The sequence below is a fragment of the Streptomyces sp. NPDC026659 genome (genome assembly GCF_040638245.1).
GTDB lineage: Bacteria > Actinomycetota > Actinomycetes > Streptomycetales > Streptomycetaceae > Streptomyces.
The window spans coordinates 147,550-166,457 of record NZ_JBEZXY010000009.1 but is presented as its reverse complement, the minus strand read 5'-3'; the positions used below and the strand labels follow the sequence as shown (position 1 = coordinate 166,457).

20 protein-coding genes are annotated in these 18,908 nt (G+C 71.1%); 17 read left to right on the top strand and 3 right to left on the bottom strand.

From position 1 onward, the window contains the following. Window positions 1-111 precede the first annotated feature (111 nt). Complete coding sequence (locus AB0E91_RS23270; protein ID WP_361785069.1) at window positions 112-735, bottom strand: XRE family transcriptional regulator; 624 nt, start codon at window positions 733-735, stop codon at window positions 112-114. A 70-nt stretch (window positions 736-805) separates the two neighbouring features. Here AB0E91_RS23270 and AB0E91_RS23265 point away from each other — a divergent pair, with 70 nt between their 5' ends. From AB0E91_RS23265 to AB0E91_RS23230, 8 genes are all read left to right on the top strand, one after another. Further along, window positions 806-1,804, top strand: a complete 999-nt coding sequence (locus tag AB0E91_RS23265) for an NAD(P)/FAD-dependent oxidoreductase (protein ID WP_361785066.1) — start codon at window positions 806-808, stop codon at window positions 1,802-1,804. A gap of 58 nt (window positions 1,805-1,862) precedes the next feature. Beyond that, complete coding sequence (locus AB0E91_RS23260; protein WP_361785063.1) at window positions 1,863-3,401, top strand: ATP-dependent DNA ligase; 1,539 nt, start codon at window positions 1,863-1,865, stop codon at window positions 3,399-3,401. Beyond that, window positions 3,398-3,871 (top strand): NUDIX domain-containing protein, encoded by a 474-nt coding sequence (locus AB0E91_RS23255; RefSeq protein ID WP_361785060.1) that lies wholly within the window; start codon window positions 3,398-3,400, stop codon window positions 3,869-3,871. The genes AB0E91_RS23260 and AB0E91_RS23255 overlap by 4 nt, the downstream gene beginning before the upstream one ends. Window positions 3,872-3,945: 74 nt before the next feature. Further along, window positions 3,946-5,331, top strand: coding sequence for an NADP-dependent succinic semialdehyde dehydrogenase (locus AB0E91_RS23250; protein WP_361785057.1), 1,386 nt, complete (start codon window positions 3,946-3,948; stop codon window positions 5,329-5,331). Window positions 5,332-5,356: 25 nt separating this feature from the next. Further along, window positions 5,357-5,587, top strand: a complete 231-nt coding sequence (locus tag AB0E91_RS23245) for a DUF6213 family protein (protein WP_361785055.1) — start codon at window positions 5,357-5,359, stop codon at window positions 5,585-5,587. Between the two features lie 251 nt (window positions 5,588-5,838). Then, window positions 5,839-6,891: a type III polyketide synthase gene (locus AB0E91_RS23240; RefSeq protein WP_361785052.1), complete on the top strand. Its 1,053-nt coding sequence runs from the start codon at window positions 5,839-5,841 to the stop codon at window positions 6,889-6,891. 11 nt (window positions 6,892-6,902) lie between these two features. Next, complete coding sequence (locus tag AB0E91_RS23235; RefSeq protein ID WP_361785049.1) at window positions 6,903-8,117, top strand: cytochrome P450; 1,215 nt, start codon at window positions 6,903-6,905, stop codon at window positions 8,115-8,117. Between the two features lie 7 nt (window positions 8,118-8,124). Beyond that, a complete protein-coding gene (locus AB0E91_RS23230; protein WP_361785046.1) occupies window positions 8,125-8,643 on the top strand; it encodes a cupin domain-containing protein in 519 nt (172 codons plus the stop codon). An 85-nt stretch (window positions 8,644-8,728) separates the two neighbouring features. On the opposite strand, the gene AB0E91_RS23225 is transcribed toward AB0E91_RS23230, so the two are convergent. Then, a complete protein-coding gene (locus tag AB0E91_RS23225; RefSeq protein ID WP_361785044.1) occupies window positions 8,729-9,952 on the bottom strand; it encodes an acyl-CoA dehydrogenase family protein in 1,224 nt (407 codons plus the stop codon). 172 nt (window positions 9,953-10,124) lie between these two features. On the opposite strand from AB0E91_RS23225, the gene AB0E91_RS23220 reads away from it, so the two are divergent. Continuing rightward, window positions 10,125-10,769: a TetR family transcriptional regulator gene (locus AB0E91_RS23220; RefSeq protein ID WP_361785041.1), complete on the top strand. Its 645-nt coding sequence runs from the start codon at window positions 10,125-10,127 to the stop codon at window positions 10,767-10,769. Window positions 10,770-10,802: 33 nt separating this feature from the next. Here the strand turns inward: AB0E91_RS23220 and def are convergent, their stop codons facing one another. Continuing rightward, window positions 10,803-11,342, bottom strand: a complete 540-nt coding sequence (gene def / locus AB0E91_RS23215) for a peptide deformylase (RefSeq protein ID WP_361785038.1) — start codon at window positions 11,340-11,342, stop codon at window positions 10,803-10,805. Between the two features lie 150 nt (window positions 11,343-11,492). Here def and AB0E91_RS23210 point away from each other — a divergent pair, with 150 nt between their 5' ends. From AB0E91_RS23210 to rocD, 8 genes are all read left to right on the top strand, one after another. Then, window positions 11,493-12,731, top strand: a complete 1,239-nt coding sequence (locus AB0E91_RS23210; RefSeq protein ID WP_361110203.1) for a MurT ligase domain-containing protein — start codon at window positions 11,493-11,495, stop codon at window positions 12,729-12,731. A 20-nt stretch (window positions 12,732-12,751) separates the two neighbouring features. Further along, on the top strand, window positions 12,752-13,480 hold the full coding sequence (locus tag AB0E91_RS23205) for a glutamine amidotransferase (protein WP_161183228.1): 729 nt from the start codon (window positions 12,752-12,754) through the stop codon (window positions 13,478-13,480). 215 nt (window positions 13,481-13,695) lie between these two features. Further along, complete coding sequence (locus tag AB0E91_RS23200) at window positions 13,696-14,721, top strand: 6-phosphofructokinase (protein ID WP_361785034.1); 1,026 nt, start codon at window positions 13,696-13,698, stop codon at window positions 14,719-14,721. A gap of 105 nt (window positions 14,722-14,826) precedes the next feature. Next, window positions 14,827-15,777: a cytochrome c oxidase assembly protein gene (locus AB0E91_RS23195; protein WP_361785031.1), complete on the top strand. Its 951-nt coding sequence runs from the start codon at window positions 14,827-14,829 to the stop codon at window positions 15,775-15,777. A 124-nt stretch (window positions 15,778-15,901) separates the two neighbouring features. Next, complete coding sequence (locus tag AB0E91_RS23190; RefSeq protein ID WP_161183248.1) at window positions 15,902-16,087, top strand: hypothetical protein; 186 nt, start codon at window positions 15,902-15,904, stop codon at window positions 16,085-16,087. A 34-nt stretch (window positions 16,088-16,121) separates the two neighbouring features. Beyond that, complete coding sequence (locus AB0E91_RS23185) at window positions 16,122-16,607, top strand: Lrp/AsnC family transcriptional regulator (protein WP_361785028.1); 486 nt, start codon at window positions 16,122-16,124, stop codon at window positions 16,605-16,607. A 165-nt stretch (window positions 16,608-16,772) separates the two neighbouring features. Next, entirely contained in the window at window positions 16,773-17,585 is an 813-nt protein-coding gene (gene ddaH, locus AB0E91_RS23180) for a dimethylargininase (RefSeq protein ID WP_361785025.1), read from the top strand. Continuing rightward, window positions 17,582-18,808: an ornithine--oxo-acid transaminase gene (gene rocD / locus AB0E91_RS23175; RefSeq protein ID WP_361785022.1), complete on the top strand. Its 1,227-nt coding sequence runs from the start codon at window positions 17,582-17,584 to the stop codon at window positions 18,806-18,808. Before ddaH ends, rocD begins: the two co-directional genes overlap by 4 nt. The last annotated feature ends 100 nt before the right edge of the window (window positions 18,809-18,908 follow it).

The following is an 18,908-nucleotide window of genomic DNA, read 5'->3' as shown; positions in this document are numbered from 1 at the left end:
CCTCGTGCGACCGGGGTCCTCGGCATACTAAGCGGTCGCTTGCCGGTGAGGGAAGTGCGGTCACGCGCCGCTCGCCACCGATCACACAGACACCCCGAGCCAGCCCACGGCTCACTCCTTCTCGCCCTGCCGCCCCGTACGCGCCCGTACGTGCATCCGCTCGCCCTGCGGCCCGAACAGGCTCAGGAACTCCACCGGCCCCTCCCCCGTGGAGCCGAACCAGTGCGGCACCCGGGTGTCGAACTCGGCCGCCTCGCCCGGCCCGAGCACCACGTCATGGTCGCCCAGCACCAGCCGCAGCCTGCCGGAGAGGACGTACATCCACTCGTAGCCCTCGTGGGTGCGCGGGTCGGGCTCGCGGACGCGCTGCGGTTCGAGCACCTTGAACGCCTGGAGCCCGCCGGGGCGCCGGTTCAGCGGCAGGAAGGTGCGCCCGTCCCGCGTCAGCGGCTTGGCCCGTACCCGGGGATCGCCGACCGGCGGCGCGCCGACCAGCTCGTCCAGCGGGACCTGGTGCGCCTGCGCGATGGGCAGCAGCAGCTCCAGGCTGGGGCGGCGCAGCCCGGACTCCAGCCGGGACAGGGTGCTGACGGAGATGCCGGTGCGTTCGGAGAGGGCGGCGAGGGTGACGTCCCGCTGCTTGCGGATGCGGCGCAGCCGGGGCCCCACGCCCGCGAGCACCTCTTCGGTGCTCTCCTCGGTGCTGTCCTCGGCCCCTTGGTGGCTGTGGTTCATGTCCTTCATTGCAGAATCGGCAAAGAGGTTTGTCAACACGGCAGGCCGCGCGCGACCGTCGGACCCGGAGGTGGTCACCTTGACCAAGACGTTCGGGAACGAGAACAGCTACGACGTGGTCGTCGTCGGAGGCGGCGCGGCCGGGCTGTCCGCCGCGCTGGTGCTGGGCCGGGCCAGGCGGCGCACGCTGGTGGTGGACGCGGGCGAGCCGCGCAACGCGCCCTCGGCCCACATGCACGGCTATCTGTCGCGCGACGGCATGGCACCGGCGGACTTCCTGGCCGTGGGCCGCGAGGAGATCTCCCGGTACGGCGTGGAGCTGGTGCGGGACCGGGCGGTGACAGCGAGCCGCGACACGGACCTCACGCCCGAAGAGCGAAACCTCGCCCCCGGCGGCTTCGCCGTGACCCTCGCGAGCGGCCGGACCGTACGCGCCCGGCACCTGGTCGTCGCCACCGGCCTCAGGGACGAACTCCCGCCCCTCCCCGGCCTCGCCGAGCGCTTCGGCCGGGACGTGATCCACTGCCCGTACTGCCACGGCTGGGAGTCCCGCGACCTGCCCACCGGCGTGCTCGCCACCAGCCCGCTCAGCGCGCACCAGGCGCTGATGGTGACGCAGTGGTCCGACGACGTACGGCTCTTCCTCGACAAGGTGCCGGAGTCCGACCTGTCGGCCGAGGACCGGCGCAGGCTGGCCGCGGCCGGGGTGGAGGTCGTACCCGGCGAGGTGACCGGCCTGGCGGTGACGGAGGACCGGCTCACCGGGGTCCGGCTCGGTGACGGCACGGTCCACGACCGCGCGGTGCTGTACGTCGCCCCGCGCGCCGTACCCCGCGACGAGCTGCTGACCGCGCTGGGCGCCGAGATGCGCGAGACGCCGTTCGGCCGGTACCCGGTGATCGACGAGCGGGGTCTGACGAGCGTGCCGGGACTGTGGGCGGCGGGGAACGCGAGCGGTTTCGCGGAACAGGTGGTGAACGCGGCGAGCCGGGGCTACCGCGCGGGCGCCGCCATCAACGGCGAACTGCTCTTCGCCGACCTGGACGCGAAGGCGGCCGAACCCGCGTAGCCCACGAGCCGCCCGCACACCGGGTGTGGCGCGGCCTCCCTCGATGCACCATGGCTGCATGCTGCTGACCCGCCTCGCGGAGGTCTCCCGGGAGGTCGCCGCCACGGCGTCGCGGAACCGCAAGACCGCCCTGCTCGCGGAGCTGTTCCGGGACGCGGAGCCGGCCGACGTGCCGATCGTCATCCCGTATCTGGCGGGGCGGCTGCCGCAGGGGCGGATCGGTGTCGGCTGGAAGGTGCTGGGCGAGCCGGTGCCGCCCGCCGCGGAGCCCTCGCTCACCGTGCGGGAGGCCGACGCCCGGCTGACCGAGCTGGGCGCGGTGTCCGGCGCGGGCTCGCAGAAGGAACGGGCCCGGATCATCGGCGAGCTGATGGGCGCGGCCACCGAGGACGAACAGCGCTTCCTGCGGGCCCTGCTCACCGGCGAGGTGCGGCAGGGCGCGTTGGACGCGGCAGCCGTGGAGGGGCTGGCCGCCGCGACCGGCGCGGACCCGGCGGAGGTACGGCGGGCGGTGATGCTGGCCGGGTCGCTCCAGCCGGTGGCCGGGGCCCTGCTCGCCGAGGGGCCGGGGGCGCTGGACCGGTTCCGGCTCACGGTGGGGCGGCCGGTGCTGCCGATGCTGGCGCGCAGCGCGTCCTCGGTGGCGGAGGCGGTGGAGAAGCTGGGGGCGTGCGCGGTCGAGGAGAAGCTCGACGGCATCCGGGTCCAGGTGCACCGCGACGGCGATTCGGTGGGCGTCCACACCCGCACCCTGGACGACATCACCGACCGGCTGCCGGAGGTGGTGGCGGCCGCGCTGGCGCTGCCGGGCGAGCGGTTCGTGCTGGACGGCGAGGTGATCTCGTTCGGCCCGGACGGGCGGCCGCGCTCCTTCCAGCGGACGGCGGGAAGGGTGGGCTCGCGGGTGGACGTGGCGCGGGCGGCCGAGGAGGTGCCGGTCTCCCCCGTCTTCTTCGACGCGCTGTCCGTCGACGGCCGCGATCTGCTGGACCTGCCCTTCGCCGAGCGGCACGCGGAACTGTCCCGCCTGGTTCCGGAACCGATGCGGGTGCGCCGGGCGCTGGTGGCGGGTCCCGGGGAGACCGGGGAGGCGGAGGCGTTCCTCGCGGAGACGCTGGCGCGCGGTCACGAGGGCGTGGTGGCCAAGGGACTGGACGCGCCGTACAGCGCGGGGCGGCGCGGTGCCTCCTGGCTGAAGGTGAAGCCGGTGCACACCCTGGACCTGGTGGTGCTGGCCGCCGAGTGGGGGCACGGGCGGCGCACCGGCAAGCTCTCCAACCTGCACTTGGGCGCGCGCACCGCCGACGGCGGTTTCGTGATGCTCGGCAAGACCTTCAAGGGCATGACCGACGCGATGCTCGCCTGGCAGACCGAACGCCTCGGGGAGCTGGCCGTCGGGGACGACGGCCGGGTGGTGACCGTACGGCCCGAACTCGTCGTGGAGATCGCCTACGACGGTCTCCAGCGCTCCACCCGCTACCCGGGCGGTGTCACCCTGCGCTTCGCGCGCGTGGTCCGCTATCGCGAGGACAAGCGGCCCGAGGAGGCCGATACGGTGGAGGACCTGCTCGCGGCCCACCCGGAGGTCATGGCATGACAGTGCGTGCGACGAAGCGCAGCGCGGGACTGCTGGTGTTCCGCCACACAGCTGACGGACTCGAAGTGTTGCTGGGCCATATGGGCGGCCCCTTCTACGCGAAGAAGGACGCGGGCGCCTGGACGGTCCCCAAGGGCGAGTACGAGCCGGACGAGCCCGCGTGGGAGGCGGCCCGACGGGAGTTCCGCGAGGAGCTGGGGCTCGAACCGCCGGTCGGCGAGGCTCTGCCGCTGGGCGAGATCGCGCAGCGCAACGGGAAGATCGTCACCGCCTGGGCGGTCGAGGGCGACCTCGACCCCGCGACCATCTCCCCCGGCACCTTCACGATGGAGTGGCCGCCGCGCTCGGGGCGGATCCAGGAGTTCCCCGAGCTGGACCGGGTGGCCTGGCTCACCCCCGACCGGGCGCGGGAACTGCTCGTCGCCGGGCAGGGGGCGTTTCTCGACCGGTTGGCGGAGCACTCGGGCTGAGACGGACGACCACGCGTTGCGCCGCCCCGCGCCGCGCGCGAAGGTCGAGGAAAAACCGCTCAGGGAGGCCAGCCATGCCCATCGCGACGGTGAACCCGGCGAACGGCGAGACGCTCAAGACGTACGAGCCGATGGACGACGCGGAGGTGGAGCGCAGGCTCCAGCTCGCGGAGGCCACCTTCCGCACCTATCGCACGAGCCCGCTCGCCGAGCGCTCCCGGCTGCTCAACCGGGCCGCCGACCTGCTGGACGCCGACCGGGACGAGGTCGCGCGGATCATGACCCTGGAGATGGGCAAGCCGATCGGCCAGGCCCGCGCCGAGGCCGCCAAGTGCTCCATGGCGATGCGCTGGTACGCCGGGCGGGCCGCGGAACTGCTCGCGGACGAGGTCCCGGACCCCAAGGACGTACGGGACTCCGGCGCCATCGGGGTCCGGGTCGTCTACCGCCCGCTGGGCCCGGTCCTCGCGGTGATGCCCTGGAACTTCCCGCTCTGGCAGGTGATCCGCTTCGCCGCGCCCGCGCTGATGGCGGGCAACGTCGGCCTCCTCAAGCACGCCTCGAACGTCCCCCAGACCGCCCTGTACCTGGAGGACCTCTTCCACCGTGCGGGCTTCCCCGAGGGCTGTTTCCAGACCCTGCTGATCGGCTCCTCCGCCGTCGACGCGATCCTGCGCGACGACCGCGTGAAGGCCGCGACGCTCACCGGCAGCGAACCGGCCGGACGCGCGGTCGCCTCCACCGCCGGCGAGATGATCAAGAAGACGGTGCTTGAGCTGGGCGGCAGCGACCCCTTCCTCGTGCTGCCCTCCGCCGACCTCGACCGCGCCGCGCGCACGGCCGTGCTCGCGCGGACGCAGAACAACGGCCAGTCCTGCATCGCCGCGAAGCGGTTCATCATCCACCGGGACGTCTACGACACGTTCGTGACCGAGTTCGTCGCCCGCATGAAGGACCTCACCGTCGGCGACCCGCTGGACGAGAACGTGAACATCGGCCCGCTCGCCACCGAGCAGGGCCGCAGCGACGTCGAGGAACTGGTCGACGACGCGCGGCGGAGCGGGGCCGAGGTGCTGTGCGGGGGCGAGCCGCCCGAGGGCGCGGGCTGGTTCTACCCGCCGACCGTCCTCGGCGGGATCACCCGCGAGATGCGCATCCACCGCGAGGAGGCGTTCGGCCCCGTGGCCACGCTGTACCGGGCCGACGACCTGGAAGAGGCGATCCTGATCGCCAACGACTCGCCGTTCGGACTCAGTTCGAGCGTGTGGACGCACGACCCGGACGAGATGGCGCACTGCGCGCGGGACATCGAGGCGGGGGGCGTCTTCATCAACGGGATGACGGCCTCTCACGCGGCGTTCCCCTTCGGGGGTGTGAAGCGGTCGGGGTACGGACGTGAGCTGTCCGGGCAGGGAATCCGGGAGTTCTGCAACATCACGACGGTTTGGCAGGGTGCGTGAGGGTAGCCGGACTACGATCCGGACTGTGACCCGCGAAGTGACGTTGCCCTTGATCGTGGACGACCGTGGTGCCTTGCAGGTGTCGGCGGCGGATGTGAGTGCGTTGCTGCGCAGTGTGGGGGCGCGGTGGGTGCATCTCGTCGAGGCGGGGGAGAGGCTGGACGAGGATACGGTTGCCGCGTTGACCATTGAGTTGGCGAAATTGGCGGACCGGATTGATGTGGCGTGCATTGCTCATAGCAGTGGGGCGCCGTAGTTCTTTCGGCCGGATGTCGGGTGCGGGTGCGTGGTGGCTTGTCGCGCAGTTCCCCGCGCCCCTTCAGGGAGTTGCCCTGAGCCTCGTTTTCAAGTGGGCCCTCACCTGCGAAAACTCAATATCGTTACTCTCCGTTCTCGCCGGTTCGGAGTAACACCGCGCGAGTTCGTCGCTCTCTTGGGTGAGTGTGGGTGGACCACCTTCTGACCGGCGGACGAAGGCCCGCCGGACGGCGAAAGCAGGGACCGCTCATGGCGACTTTGTGCAGACCCTCGGTGTCCGTGCCGGAGCATGTGATCACGATGGAGGAGACGCTGGAGCTGGCGCGTACGCACCACGCGGACAACCCCCAGCTCCCGCTGGCCCTCCGGCTGATCGAGAACACCGGAGTGCGCACCCGGCACATCGTGCAGCCCATCGAGGAGACCCTGAAGCACCCGGGGTTCGAGCAGCGCAACAAGCTCTACGAGTCGGAGGCCAAGGCCCGTGTCCCCGCGGTGATCCGCGAGGCGCTGGACGACGCGGAACTCCTCACCTCTGACATCGATGTCATCATCTACGTGTCGTGCACGGGCTTCATGATGCCCTCGCTCACCGCGTGGCTGATCAACGAGATGGACTTCTCCAGCACCACCCGGCAGTTGCCCATCGCCCAGCTGGGCTGTGCGGCGGGCGGTGCGGCCATCAACCGGGCGCACGACTTCTGTTCGGCCTACCCCGACGCCAACGCCCTCATCGTGGCCTGCGAGTTCTGCTCGCTGTGCTACCAGCCCACCGACCTCGGCGTCGGATCGCTGCTGTCCAACGGCCTGTTCGGCGACGGCATCGCGGCCGCCGTCGTGCGCGGAGTGGGCGGCCGGGGCGTCGAGCTGGAGCGCAACGGCTCGTACCTGATCCCCAAGACCGAGGACTGGATCTCGTACGACGTGCGGGACACCGGGTTCCACTTCCTGCTGGACAAGCGGGTGCCGACCACGATGGAGCCGCTGGCCCCGGCGCTCCAGGACCTCGCGGGCACCCACGGCTGGAACGCCTCCGACCTGGACTTCTACATCATCCACGCGGGCGGTCCCCGAATACTCGACGACCTCAGCAAGTTCCTGAACGTCGAGCCGCACGCGTTCCGGTTCAGCCGGTCCACGCTCACCGAGTACGGGAACATCGCGAGCGCCGTCGTCCTGGACGCGCTGCGCCGGCTGTTCGACGACGGGGGTCCCGAGCACGGGGCGCGGGGGCTGATGGCCGGGTTCGGGCCCGGGATCACCGCCGAGATGACCGTCGGCCGCTGGTCCGAGGGCAGTTGAGAGGAGGCGCCATGTCCGAGGAGACACTCACCGAGACCCAGCCTCCCGTGCGGCAGTGGCCCGCGCTCGACCTGGCCGGGACGGACTTCGACCCGGTGCTCACCGAGTTGATGCGCGAGGGCCCGGTCACCCGCATCCAACTGCCCAACGGCGAGGGCTGGGCGTGGCTGGTCACCCGGCACGACGATGTGCGCCTGGTGACCAACGACCCCCGGTTCGGCCGGGAGGCGGTCATGGACAAGCCGGTCACCCGGCTCGCGCCGCACTTCATCCCGGACCGGGGAGCGGTCGGCTTCCTCGACCCGCCCGACCACACCCGGCTGCGCCGCTCGGTCGCCGCCGCGTTCACCGCGAAGGGCGTGGAGCGGGTCCGGGAGAAGTCCCGGCACATGCTCGAGGAACTGGTCGACGAACTCCTCCAGGACGGCCCGCCCGCCGACCTCACCCGGTCGGTGCTGAGCCCCTTCCCCATCGGGGTGATCTGCGAGCTGATGGGCGTCCCGGCCGCCGACCGGCACTCGATGCACGAGTGGACCCAGCTCATCCTGTCCTCCGCGCACGGCAAGGAGGTCAGCGAGAAGGCCAAGCGCGAGATGGGCGCCTACTTCTCCGACCTGATCGCCCTGCGCGAGGACAGCACGGGCGAGGACGTGGCCTCGCTGCTCGGCGCCGCCGTGGGCCGGGCCGAGGTCACCCTGGAGGAGGCCGTCGGGCTCGCCGTACTGCTCCAGATCGGTGGCGAGGCGGTCACCAACAACAGCGGGCAGATGTTCTATCTGCTGCTGACCCGGCCGGAGTTGGCGGACCGGCTGCGCCGGGACCCGGCGATCCGGCCGAAGGCCATCGACGAGCTGCTGCGCTACATCCCGCACCGCAACGCCGTCGGCCTGTCCCGGATCGCCCTGGAGGACGTGGACATCAGGGGCGTGCGTGTGCGCGCGGGCGACGCGATCTACGTCTCCTACCTGGCCGCCAACCGCGACCCGGAGGTCTTCCCGGACCCGGAGACGATCGACTTCGAGCGCGGCCCCAACCCGCACGTGGCCTTCGGCTTCGGCCCGCACTACTGCCCCGGCGGAATGCTGGCCCGGCTGGAGTCCGAACTCCTCGTGGACACGCTCCTCGACCAGGTGCCCGGCCTCAGGCTCGCGGTGCCGCCGGACCAAGTGCCCTTCCGCAAGGGCGCGTTGATCCGGGGTCCAGAGGCGCTGCCGGTGACCTGGTGAGTGCCCCATGACCACCGAGGGACTGCTGGTACCGCCGGGCCAGGGCCGGGTCGTGGAAACGGCCGCCCAGCGGGTCACGTTCAAGGTCACCGGCACCCACTCGCGGACGGCCTCCACCTTCGAGGTGGAGGTCCCGCCCGGGTTCGACGTCGGCGCCCATGTCCACACGCGCAGCGAGGAGTTGTTCTACGTCCTGGACGGCGAACTGGACGTCCTCGCCTTCGAGCCGCGCGTCCGCACCCCCGACAACTGGCAGAAGTGGGAGTCGAGTTCAGGCACCCGAGTGGTAAGAGCCACCCCGGGCACCCTGATCGTCGTACCCCCCGGCTGCCCCCACGCCTTCGCCAACCCCACGGACACCCCGGCGAAGATGTTCTTCCAGGCCTCTCCCCCACCGGACCACGAACGTTACTTCGAGGAGCTGTTGGAGATCCTGGACAGCGAGGGCCCACCGAACCACGAGGCCATAGAGGAACTGAGGAGGCGCTACGACATAACCCAACTGACGCCTCTGAAACACCGCTGACTGGTCCCACCCAAAAGGGGCGCGGGGAACTGCGCGAACGGCCACGACGAACGCGCGGACCGAATCAATCAGTTCCCCGACGGCGCTACCGAATCGGCACTCCAGCGAGCGTCCGCGCAATAACAAGCCTCTGAATCTCGCTCGTCCCCTCAAAGATCGTGTAAATCGCCGCATCCCGATGCATCCGCTCAACGGGATACTCCCGGGTGTACCCATTCCCCCCGAGAATCTGAATCGCCTGCCCGGTGACCTTCTTGGCCGTCTCGGAGGCGAACAACTTCGACATGGACCCCTCGGCCGCAGTGAACGGCTTGCCGTTGACCGCCATCCAGGACGCCCGCCACACGAGCAACCGAGCCGCGTCGATAGAGGTCCGCATGTCGGCCAACTGGAAGGCAACCCCCTGGTTGTCCACGATGGCCCGCCCGAACTGCTCCCGCGTGACGGCGTAGTCGAGAGCCACCTCATAGGCAGCCCGAGCCGTACCCACCGCCATCGCCCCGACGGCAGGTCGCGACGCCTCGAACGTGGCCATCGCCGCGTTCTTCACCCGCTCACCACTCCGCGCCCGCTCCCGCGCCCGCGCCAGCCGCTCGTCCAGCTTCTCCTTGCCCCCGAGCAGGCAGGCCCCGGGCACGCGGACGTTGTCGAGGACAACTTCCGCGGTGTGCGAGGCACGAATCCCGTGCTTCTTGAACTTCTGCCCCTGGGACAGCCCTTCCGCGCCGGGCGGGACGATGAAGGAGGCGTGGCCCTTGGAGCCGAGGTCGGGGTCGACCACCGCGACGACGACGTGCACGTTGGCGATGCCGCCGTTGGTGGCCCAGGTCTTGGTGCCGTTGAGCACCCACTCGTCCTTGGCCTCGTCGTATACGGCACGGGTCCGCATCGAGGCGACGTCGGAGCCGGCGTCGGGCTCGGAGGAGCAGAAGGCGGCGACCTTCACGTCACTGGCGTCGCCGTACATCTGGGGGATCCAGGTGCCGATCTGCTCCTCGGTGCCGTTGGCGAGGACGCCGACGGCGGCGAGGCCGGTGCCGACGATGGAGAGGGCGATGCCCGCGTCGCCCCAGAACAGCTCCTCCATGGCCATGGGTATGCCGAGGCCGGTGGGGTCGAAGTACTGCTGGGCGTAGAAGTCGAGGGAGTAGATGCCGACCTTGGCGGCCTCCTGGATGACCGGCCAGGGAGTCTCCTCACGCTCGTCCCATTCGGCGGCCGCGGGGCGGATGACGTCGGCGGCGAAACCGTGCAGCCAGTCCCGGACCTCCTTCTGTTCGTCGTTGAGCTCCATGGTGAACTCGGCCATGTCCCCTCCAGCGGCGGCGCGTACTACTGTTACTAGCGGTAACCAGAGTCTGTTACCGACCGGTAGAGGAAGTCAACTCCGTATGGCCTCTCGGTATCCCGTTCGATGTCAGGGGGCCTTTCAGTGTTACTTTGCGCAGGCGTCACCGAATCAGCACAGGTGGGGAGAGCACATGGACACCACGCAGCGGACCGACCAGCAGCGGTCCGCCGACCGCCGACGGCGCGAGTTGCTGGAGGCCGCCGACCGGGTGGTGCTGCGCGACGGCCCGCAGGCGTCGATGAACGCCATCGCCGCGGAGGCGGGCATCACCAAGCCGATCCTCTACCGCCACTTCGGCGACAAGGGCGGCCTCTACGCCGCGCTCGCCAAACGGCACACCGACGCCCTGCTCGCCTCGCTGCGGGCGGCCCTGGACGCGCCCTCGGACCGGCGCGAGCGGGTGGAGAACACCCTCGACACCTACCTCGCCGCCATCGAGGCCCGGCCGCAGGTCTACCGCTTCCTGATGCACCCCGCCGAGGGCAGCCCGTCCGGCGACCCGGGCTTCGACGTGGGCAAGCACAGCGTGCCGCTGCTGCGGCGGATGGGCGAGGAGCTGGCCCAGGTCATCGAGGAGCGGGTGGACCTCGGTCCGGGCAGCGAGCAGCTGGCCCGGGTGTGGGGGCACGGAATCGTCGGCATGATGCACGCGGCCGGCGACTGGTGGCTGGGCGAGCGGCCCTGCTCCCGTGCCGAACTGGTGCGTTCGCTGGCCGACTTGCTGTGGGGCCGCCTCGCGGCCGCCGGGGACCGGGTCGGCGGCCCGGGCTTCTGAGCCGACCCGGGCTCCCGACGAACCCGCAGGCCCTCAGCGGCTCCAGTCGGCCCGCTTCACCTGCCGGTCGAGCCGCCACTTGCGCCAACCGGTGACCCGGTCCGCGTAGACCGTGCCGTCCAGGTGGTCGCACTCGTGCTGGAGGCAGCGGGCGAAGAAGCCCGTGCCGTGCACGGTCACCGGTTCGCCGTCCACCGTGAAGCCCTCGACCACCGCGTGGTCGTACCGTTCCGTGCCCGCCTCCAGACCGGGCAGGGAGAGGCAGCCCTCGGGTCCGCGCAGCTCGATGCCGTCCGCCGTCACCAGGCGCGGGTTCACCACGTGGCCGAGGTGGCGGACCTCCTCGTCGTCGGGACAGTCGTACACGAACACCCGCAAAGGGACGCCGATCTGGTTGGCGGCGAGGCCGACTCCCTCGGCCGCGTACATGGTCGCGAACAAGTCCGCGACGAGCTGTGCGAGTTCCGGGCCGAAGTCGGTGACCTCCGCGCAGGGGGCGTGCAGCACGGGGTCGCCGAGGAGGGAAAGGGGCCTGACGCGCCCTCGGGCGCCCGGGATGGAACGTTGTCGCATGGCGGTAAGGGTACGGTTCGTTCGGCCCATGACCACCGCGCGATGTGGGCCGGGATTCGGGTGTGCGAACGGTTCTCGATAGGCTGAGGTCCCCACCACGTTGCCGGATGGCCTGAGGCGCGGCGCGTACGCAAGGAGGATCGAGGACTGATGGCAGGCAACTCGGACCCGCTCTCGCCGCGGGCCAAGCTGGCCGTGACCGCGGGCAAAGCGGTCGCGGCGGCATCACGCGCCGCCGGACGCGGCAGCGGGTCGGTGATCGGCGGGAAGGTCGCCCTGCGGCTCGACCCCGACCTGCTGGCCCGGCTCGCCACGCACCTGGACGTCGTCCTGGTGTCGGCGACCAACGGCAAGACCACCACGACCCGGCTCATCGCCGAGGCGCTGCGCGCCGCCGGACCGGTCGTGTCCAACGCGCTCGGCGCCAACATGCCGGCCGGTATCACCTCCGCCCTCGCGGGCGGCTCGGACTCCAAGTTCGGCGTCATAGAGGTGGACGAGAAGTACCTGGCCGGTGTGGCGCGGGACACCAGTCCCAAGTGCATCGCGCTGCTGAACCTCTCGCGCGACCAGCTGGACCGCGCGGCAGAGACCCGGATGCTCGCCGAGAACTGGCGCGAGGGTCTGTCGGACTCCAAGGCCGTGATCGTCGCCAACTGCGACGATCCGCTGGTGGTGTGGGCGGCCTCGTCCTCCCCCAACGTGGTCTGGGTCGCGGCCGGACAGATGTGGAAGGACGACGCCTGGTCCTGCCCGTCGTGCGGTGGCGTCATGCAGCGCCCGGGCGACGACTGGTTCTGCGGCGAGTGCGGCTTCCGCCGTCCGACCCCGAGCTGGGCGCTCTCCGGCGACCACGTGCTCGACCCGCACGGCTCGGCCTGGCCGATCCACCTCCAGCTGCCGGGCCGCGCCAACAAGGCGAACGCGGCCAGCTCCGCGGCCGTCGCCGCCGTCTTCGGGGTGCCCCCGCAGGTGGCCCTGGAGCGGATGTACCAGGTGCAGGCGGTCGCCGGACGCTACGACGTGGTCCAGTTCCAGAACCGCGACCTGCGGCTGCTGCTGGCGAAGAACCCGGCCGGCTGGCTGGAGACCTTCTCCCTGATCGACCCGCCGCCGACCCCGGTGATCCTGTCCGTGAACGCGCGCGGCGCGGACGGCACCGACACCTCGTGGCTGTGGGACGTGGACTACACCCGGCTGACCGGCCACCCGATCTTCGTGATTGGTGACCGCAAGCTGGACCTCGCCGTCCGCCTGGAGGTCGCGAACCAGGACTTCCAGGTGTGCGAGAACCTCGACCAGGCCGTGCAGCTCGCGCCGCCGGGCCGTATCGAGGTCATCGCGAACTACACCGCGTTCCAGGACCTGCGCCGCCGGGTCGGCAACTGATCAGGAAGGGCGATCACCTCATGAGCGACAACCAACTGCGGCTGGTGTGGATCTATCCCGACCTGCTGAGCACCTACGGCGACCAGGGCAACGCCCTCGTCGTGGAGCGCCGGGCGCGGCAGCGCGGCCTGGACGTGGCCCGGCTGGACGTGCGCAGCGACCAGCCGATCCCGACCTCCGGCGACATCTACCTGATCGGCGGCGGCGAGGACCGGCCCCAGCGCCTGGCGGCCGAGCGGCTGCGCCGCGACGGTCACCTCCAGCGGGCGGTGGAGAACGGCGCGATCGTGTTCTCCGTCTGCGCGGGCTACCAGATCCTGGGCCACGAGTTCATCAACGACCTGGGCCAGCGCGAGCCGGGCCTCGGCCTGCTCGACGTGGTCTCGGTGCGCGGCGAGGGCGAGCGGTGCGTCGGCGACGTGCTCGGCGACATCGACCCGCAGCTCGGTCTGCCCCCGCTGACCGGCTTCGAGAACCATCAGGGCGTCACCCATCTGGGCCCGACCGCCCGCGCCTTCGCCCAGGTCCGCCTGGGCCGGGGCAACGGCACCGGGGACGGCACGGAGGGCGCGTACAACGGGACCGTGTTCGGTACGTACATGCACGGCCCCGTGCTGGCCCGTAACCCGCAGATCGCGGACCTGCTGCTGAAGCTGGCGCTGGACGTGAACGCGCTGCCGCCCATCGACGACCGGTGGTACGAGGCGCTGCGCGAGGAGCGGATCGCGGCGGCGAAGCAGCCCGCGTAAGGGCGAACCCCCAAAAAGGTCAAAGCAGTACATTCCAGGCGGGCCTGTGACGGTGTCACGGGCCCGCCTGACTGTGTGTCCGCTCACCTGTGCGGGCGCGTCCATCAGGCGGACGCCCGGTGGGACGGTGGCCGGTCGCGCCGTACCCTGACCGGGAAAGCCGCCGGACAACGCGGTCCGGCCTCCCGGTACTCGTCGAGAAGGTATCTCGGGCTATGCGCATTGGTGTCCTCACCTCCGGTGGCGACTGCCCCGGTCTGAACGCCGTCATCCGGTCCGTCGTACACCGCGCCCTCGTCGACCACGGCGACGAGGTGCTCGGCTTCCGGGACGGCTGGAAGGGCCTCCTGGAGTGCGACTACACGAAGCTCGACCTCGACGCCGTGAGCGGCATCCTGGCGCTGGGCGGCACCATCCTCGGCTCCTCCCGGGTGCGCCCGGAGCGGCTGCGCGGCGGGGTGGAGCGGGTGCGGGGCCATGTCGAGGAGCTGGGCCTGGACGCGATCATCCCGATCGGCGGCGAGGGCACGCTCAAGGCGGCCCGGCTGCTCTCCGACAGCGGTCTGCCCATCGTGGGCGTGCCGAAGACCATCGACAACGACATCGCCGCGACGGACGTCACCTTCGGCTTCGACACGGCGGTCGGCGTCGCCACCGACGCGCTCGACCGGCTGAAGACGACCGCCGAGTCCCATCAGCGGGTGCTCATCGTGGAGGTCATGGGGCGCCACACCGGCTGGATAGCGCTGCACTCGGGCATGGCGGCGGGCGCCCACGCCGTCCTCGTCCCGGAACGTCCCTTCGACGTCGAGGAGTTGGCGCAGCGGGTCGGCGCGCGGTTCGCGGCGGGCAAGCGGTCCGCCATCGTGGTCGCGGCCGAGGGCGCCGAGCCGCGCGCGGGCTCCATGGAGTTCGACGAGGGCGGCACGGACGTGTACGGCCACCGGCGCTTCGCCGGGGTCGCCCGGCAGCTCGCGGTGGAGCTGGAGCGGCGGCTCGGCAAGGAGGCCCGCCCGGTGATCCTCGGGCACGTCCAGCGCGGGGGCACCCCGACGGCGTACGACCGGGTGCTGGCGACCCGGTTCGGCTGGCACGCGGTGGAGGCGGTGCACCGCGGGGAGTTCGGGATGATGACCGCGCTGCGCGGCACCGAGATCGTGACGGTGCCGCTCGCGGAGGCGGTGAGCAGCCTGAAGACGGTCCCGGCGGAGCGGTACGCCGAGGCGGAGTGCGTGGTCTGAGGGGCCTCAGGGTGCGGGCGACCCCGCTCACGGGCGGTCACGGGGGCGCCCGTACCCTGAGTGCGGACAGAATCCGCACAACCCCCACGAACCAGGAGCCGCCGGATGGACCACAGCGGGCACGGCATGATGCCGGATCTGCCGCCGTTCACGCTGGGACGGGGGCTGGAGTGGTCGGCGGACCCGTTCTTCCTGATCGCCTGTCTGGCCGGGCTCGGGCTGTACGGCTGGGGCGTGGTGCGGCTGCGGCGGCGCGGGGACCAGTGGTCGACGGCGCGGACGGTGTCGTTCGCGGTGGGCGTGCTGACGATCGCCCTGGTGATGTGCACCAGGCTGAACGACTACGGCATGGTCATGTTCAGCGTGCACATGGTGCAGCACATGGTGATCAGCATGCTGTCACCGATCCTGCTCCTCCTCGGCGCCCCGATGACGCTGGCGCTGCGCGCGCTGCCGACGGCCGGAAAGGGCCGCAAGGGCCCGCGCGAACTGCTCCTCGCGCTGCTGCACAGCCGGTACATGCGGGTGATCACGCACCCGGCGTTCACGATCCCGATGTTCATCGCGAGCCTGTACGCGCTCTACTTCACCCCGCTGTTCGACTTCCTGATGGGCTCGCAGCTCGGGCACATCGCGATGATGATCCACTTCCTCATGGTGGGTGTGGTGTTCTTCTGGCCGATCATCGGCGTGGACCCGGGTCCGCACCGCCCCGGCTATCTGATGCGGATGCTGGAGCTGTTCGCGGGGATGCCGTTCCACGCGTTCTTCGGCATCGCGTTGATGATGGCGTCCGAGCCGATGGTGAAGACCTTCCAGCACCCGGCGGCCTCCCTCGGCATCGACGCGCTGAGCGACCAGGGCGCGGCGGGCGGCATCGCCTGGGGCTTCAGCGAGGTCCCCTCGGTGCTGGTGCTGATCGCCCTGCTGTTCCAGTGGTACGGCTCCGAGCAGCGGCAGGCCCGCCGCAAGGACCGCGCGGCGGACCGGGACGGTGACAAGGAGCTGGAGGCGTACAACGCCTATCTGGCCTCGCTGAGCGGGCGCCAGGGCTGACGCGGGGGGGAGAGACGAGTCGTACGGGGCCGGTGGCGGAAAACGCGACCGGCCCCGATCCGTACCCCCGACCGGCCGACGCGGGGCACCATGGGAGTGGACCGACCACGAGGAGGGTGCCGCGATGCCCGGTTCCACGAACGGTTCCACCCGGCCCAACGGCTCCACGAGAGTGATGGGCGCCCTGACGGTCGGCGGTCTCGTCGTCGTCACCGCGTACACGGTCGTGCTGGGCGGCAACGGCTGGCTGTGGTTCGGCTGGATCGTCCTGGTCCTGCTGACGCTGGCTCTGGTCCTCACCAAGTCGTAGGGCGCCCCCTGGCCAGGCTGATTACAGTTCCCGCATGAACAGCAGGGCCGCGTCCTTCGACGACCTCGACCGGAAGATCATCACCGCGCTGATGGCGAACGCGCGGAGCAGTTTCGCCGAGATCGGTGCGGTGGTGGGGCTTTCGGCGACGGCGGTGAAGCGGCGGGTGGACCGGCTCCGGGAGAGCGGTGTGATCACCGGGTTCACGGCCACCGTGCAGCCCTCGGCGCTGGGCTGGCGCACCGAGGCGTACGTGGAGGTCTACTGCGAGGGCGCCGCCCCGCCCCGGCGCCTCGCCGAGGTCGTGCGGGGGCATCCGGAGATCGCGGCGGCCATGACGGTGACCGGCGGCGCGGACGCGCTGCTGCATGTGCGGGCGCGGGACGTGGAGCACTTCGAGGACGTCCTTGAGCGCATTCGCGCCGAGCCCTTCATCCGGAAGACGATCAGCGTGATGGTCCTGTCCCACCTTCTCCCGGACAGTCCGGAAGCGGGCGCCACCCAGGCCGCACCGGAGTGATCGTCCGGCAAACCTCGAACGGACGCAGGTGTCGTGCGTTCTCCCTGGTGGAGACGCAGCGATACTGCGCGGACACGCAGCTTTTGTTTCTTGTCCGCCGTCGCCGGGTGTTCTTACCGTGGTGACATCCCCGAGTGACACACCGGAAAGCGGAGGAAACCCTCTGTGGCCGAAACCCGTGTGCGGCGCCCCCGGCGCTTCCTGGTCTGCGAACCCAGACACTTCGAAGTGCGGTACGCCATCAACCCCTGGATGCGTCCCGACGCCCCCGTGGACGTGGAGCTGGCGCGGACCCAGTGGCGCACGCTGATCAGCGTCTACCGCGACCACGGACACACCGTGGAGGAGATCGACCCGGTCCCCGGGCTGCCCGACATGGTGTTCGCCGCCAACTCGGCGATCGTGGTCGGCGGCCGCGTCTTCGGTTCGCTGTTCCACGCCCCGGAGCGGCGTCCGGAGTCCGAGCACTACGACGCCTGGTTCAAGACGGCGGGCTACGACGTCTACCGCCCGCTGTCGGTGACCGAGGGCGAGGGCGACCTGGTGTGGACCGGCCGGTACGTGCTGGCCGGCACCGGCTTCCGCACCTCCCGCGAGGCCCATCGCGAGGCCCAGGAGTTCTTCGGGCACCCGGTGATCGCCCTGACCCTGGTGGACCCGTACTTCTACCACCTGGACACGGCCCTGTTCGTGCTGGACGACGACAACGTCGTCTACTACCCGGAAGCCTTCTCCACGGGCAGCCAGGAGGTGCTGCGGCGGCTGTACCCGGACGCCGTGCTCGCCACCCGGGACGACGCGCTGGCCTTCGGTCTGAACTCGGTGTCCGACGGCCGTCACGTCTTCATCGCCCCCCAGGCCGAGGCACTCGCCGCGCGTCTGGACGACCATGGATACACCCCCGTTCCCGTCGACCTGTCCGAGCTGCACAAGGCGGGCGGCGGCATCAAGTGCTGCACCCAGGAGATCCGCTCATGACCGCACCCGCGCACCCGCGCACGTCCGACGACCTCATCCGGGCGGAGGAGCCGGTCCTCGCGCACAACTACCACCCGCTGCCCGTCGTCGTGGCGCGGGCCGAGGGCGCCTGGGTGGAGGACGTCGAGGGCCACCGCTACCTCGACATGCTGGCGGGCTACTCGGCCCTCAACTTCGGCCACCGCCACCCCGCGCTGATCCAGGCCGCCCACGACCAGCTGGACCGCCTCACCCTGACCTCCCGCGCCTTCCACAACGACCGGCTCGCCGAGTTCGCGGAGCGCCTGGCGGCCCTCACCGGCCTCGACATGGTGCTGCCGATGAACACCGGCGCGGAGGCGGTGGAGAGCGGCATCAAGCTGGCCCGCAAGTGGGCGTACGACGTGAAGGGCGTCCCCGACGGCCAGGCCAACATTGTGGTCGCCGCGGACAACTTCCACGGGCGTACGACGACCATCGTCAGCTTCTCCACGGACGAGACGGCGCGTGCGGGCTTCGGCCCCTTCACGCCCGGCTTCAGGGTCGTGCCGTACAACGACCTCGCGGCGCTGGAGGAGGCGGTCGACGACAACACGGCCGCGGTGCTGATCGAGCCCATCCAGGGCGAGGCCGGGGTCATCATCCCGGACGAGGGCTACCTCACCGGGGTGCGCGAGCTCACCCGGCGCAAGGGGTGCCTGTTCGTCGCGGACGAGATCCAGTCCGGGCTCGGCCGCACCGGGCGCACCCTCGCCGTCGAGCACGAGAACGTGGTGCCGGACGTGCTGCTGCTCGGCAAGGCGCTCGGCGGCGGGATCGTGCCGGTGTCGGCGGTCGTCGCCCGGCGCGAGGTCATGGAGGTGCTGCACCCGGGCGAGCACGGCTCCACCTTCGGCGGCAACCCGCTGGCGGCGGCCGTCGGCACGGCGGTGGTCGAACTCCTCGAGACCGGCGAGTTCCAGAGCCGGGCCGCCGAGCTGGGCCTCGTACTGCACGAGGGGCTCACCGCGCTGCTCGGCCACGGCGTGACCGGGTTCCGGGCGCGCGGCCTCTGGGCGGGTGTGGACGTGGACCCGGCGCTCGGCACCGGGCGCGAGATCAGCGAGCGGCTGATGCGCGAGGGCATCCTCGTCAAGGACACCCACGGCTCGACGATCCGGCTGGCGCCGCCGCTGACCATCACGGCGGAGGAGCTGCGCGGGGCGCTGGACACCCTGGCGAAGGTGCTGGGGCAGGCGGGCTGAGGGGTTTCGAGTGGCGTGAGCGGGCCGGGCGTGCGATCGCGCCCGGCCCGCTCGTTCCTGTACGGCTCACTCGCCGTTCGAGCGGGTCACCTGCCGCTCG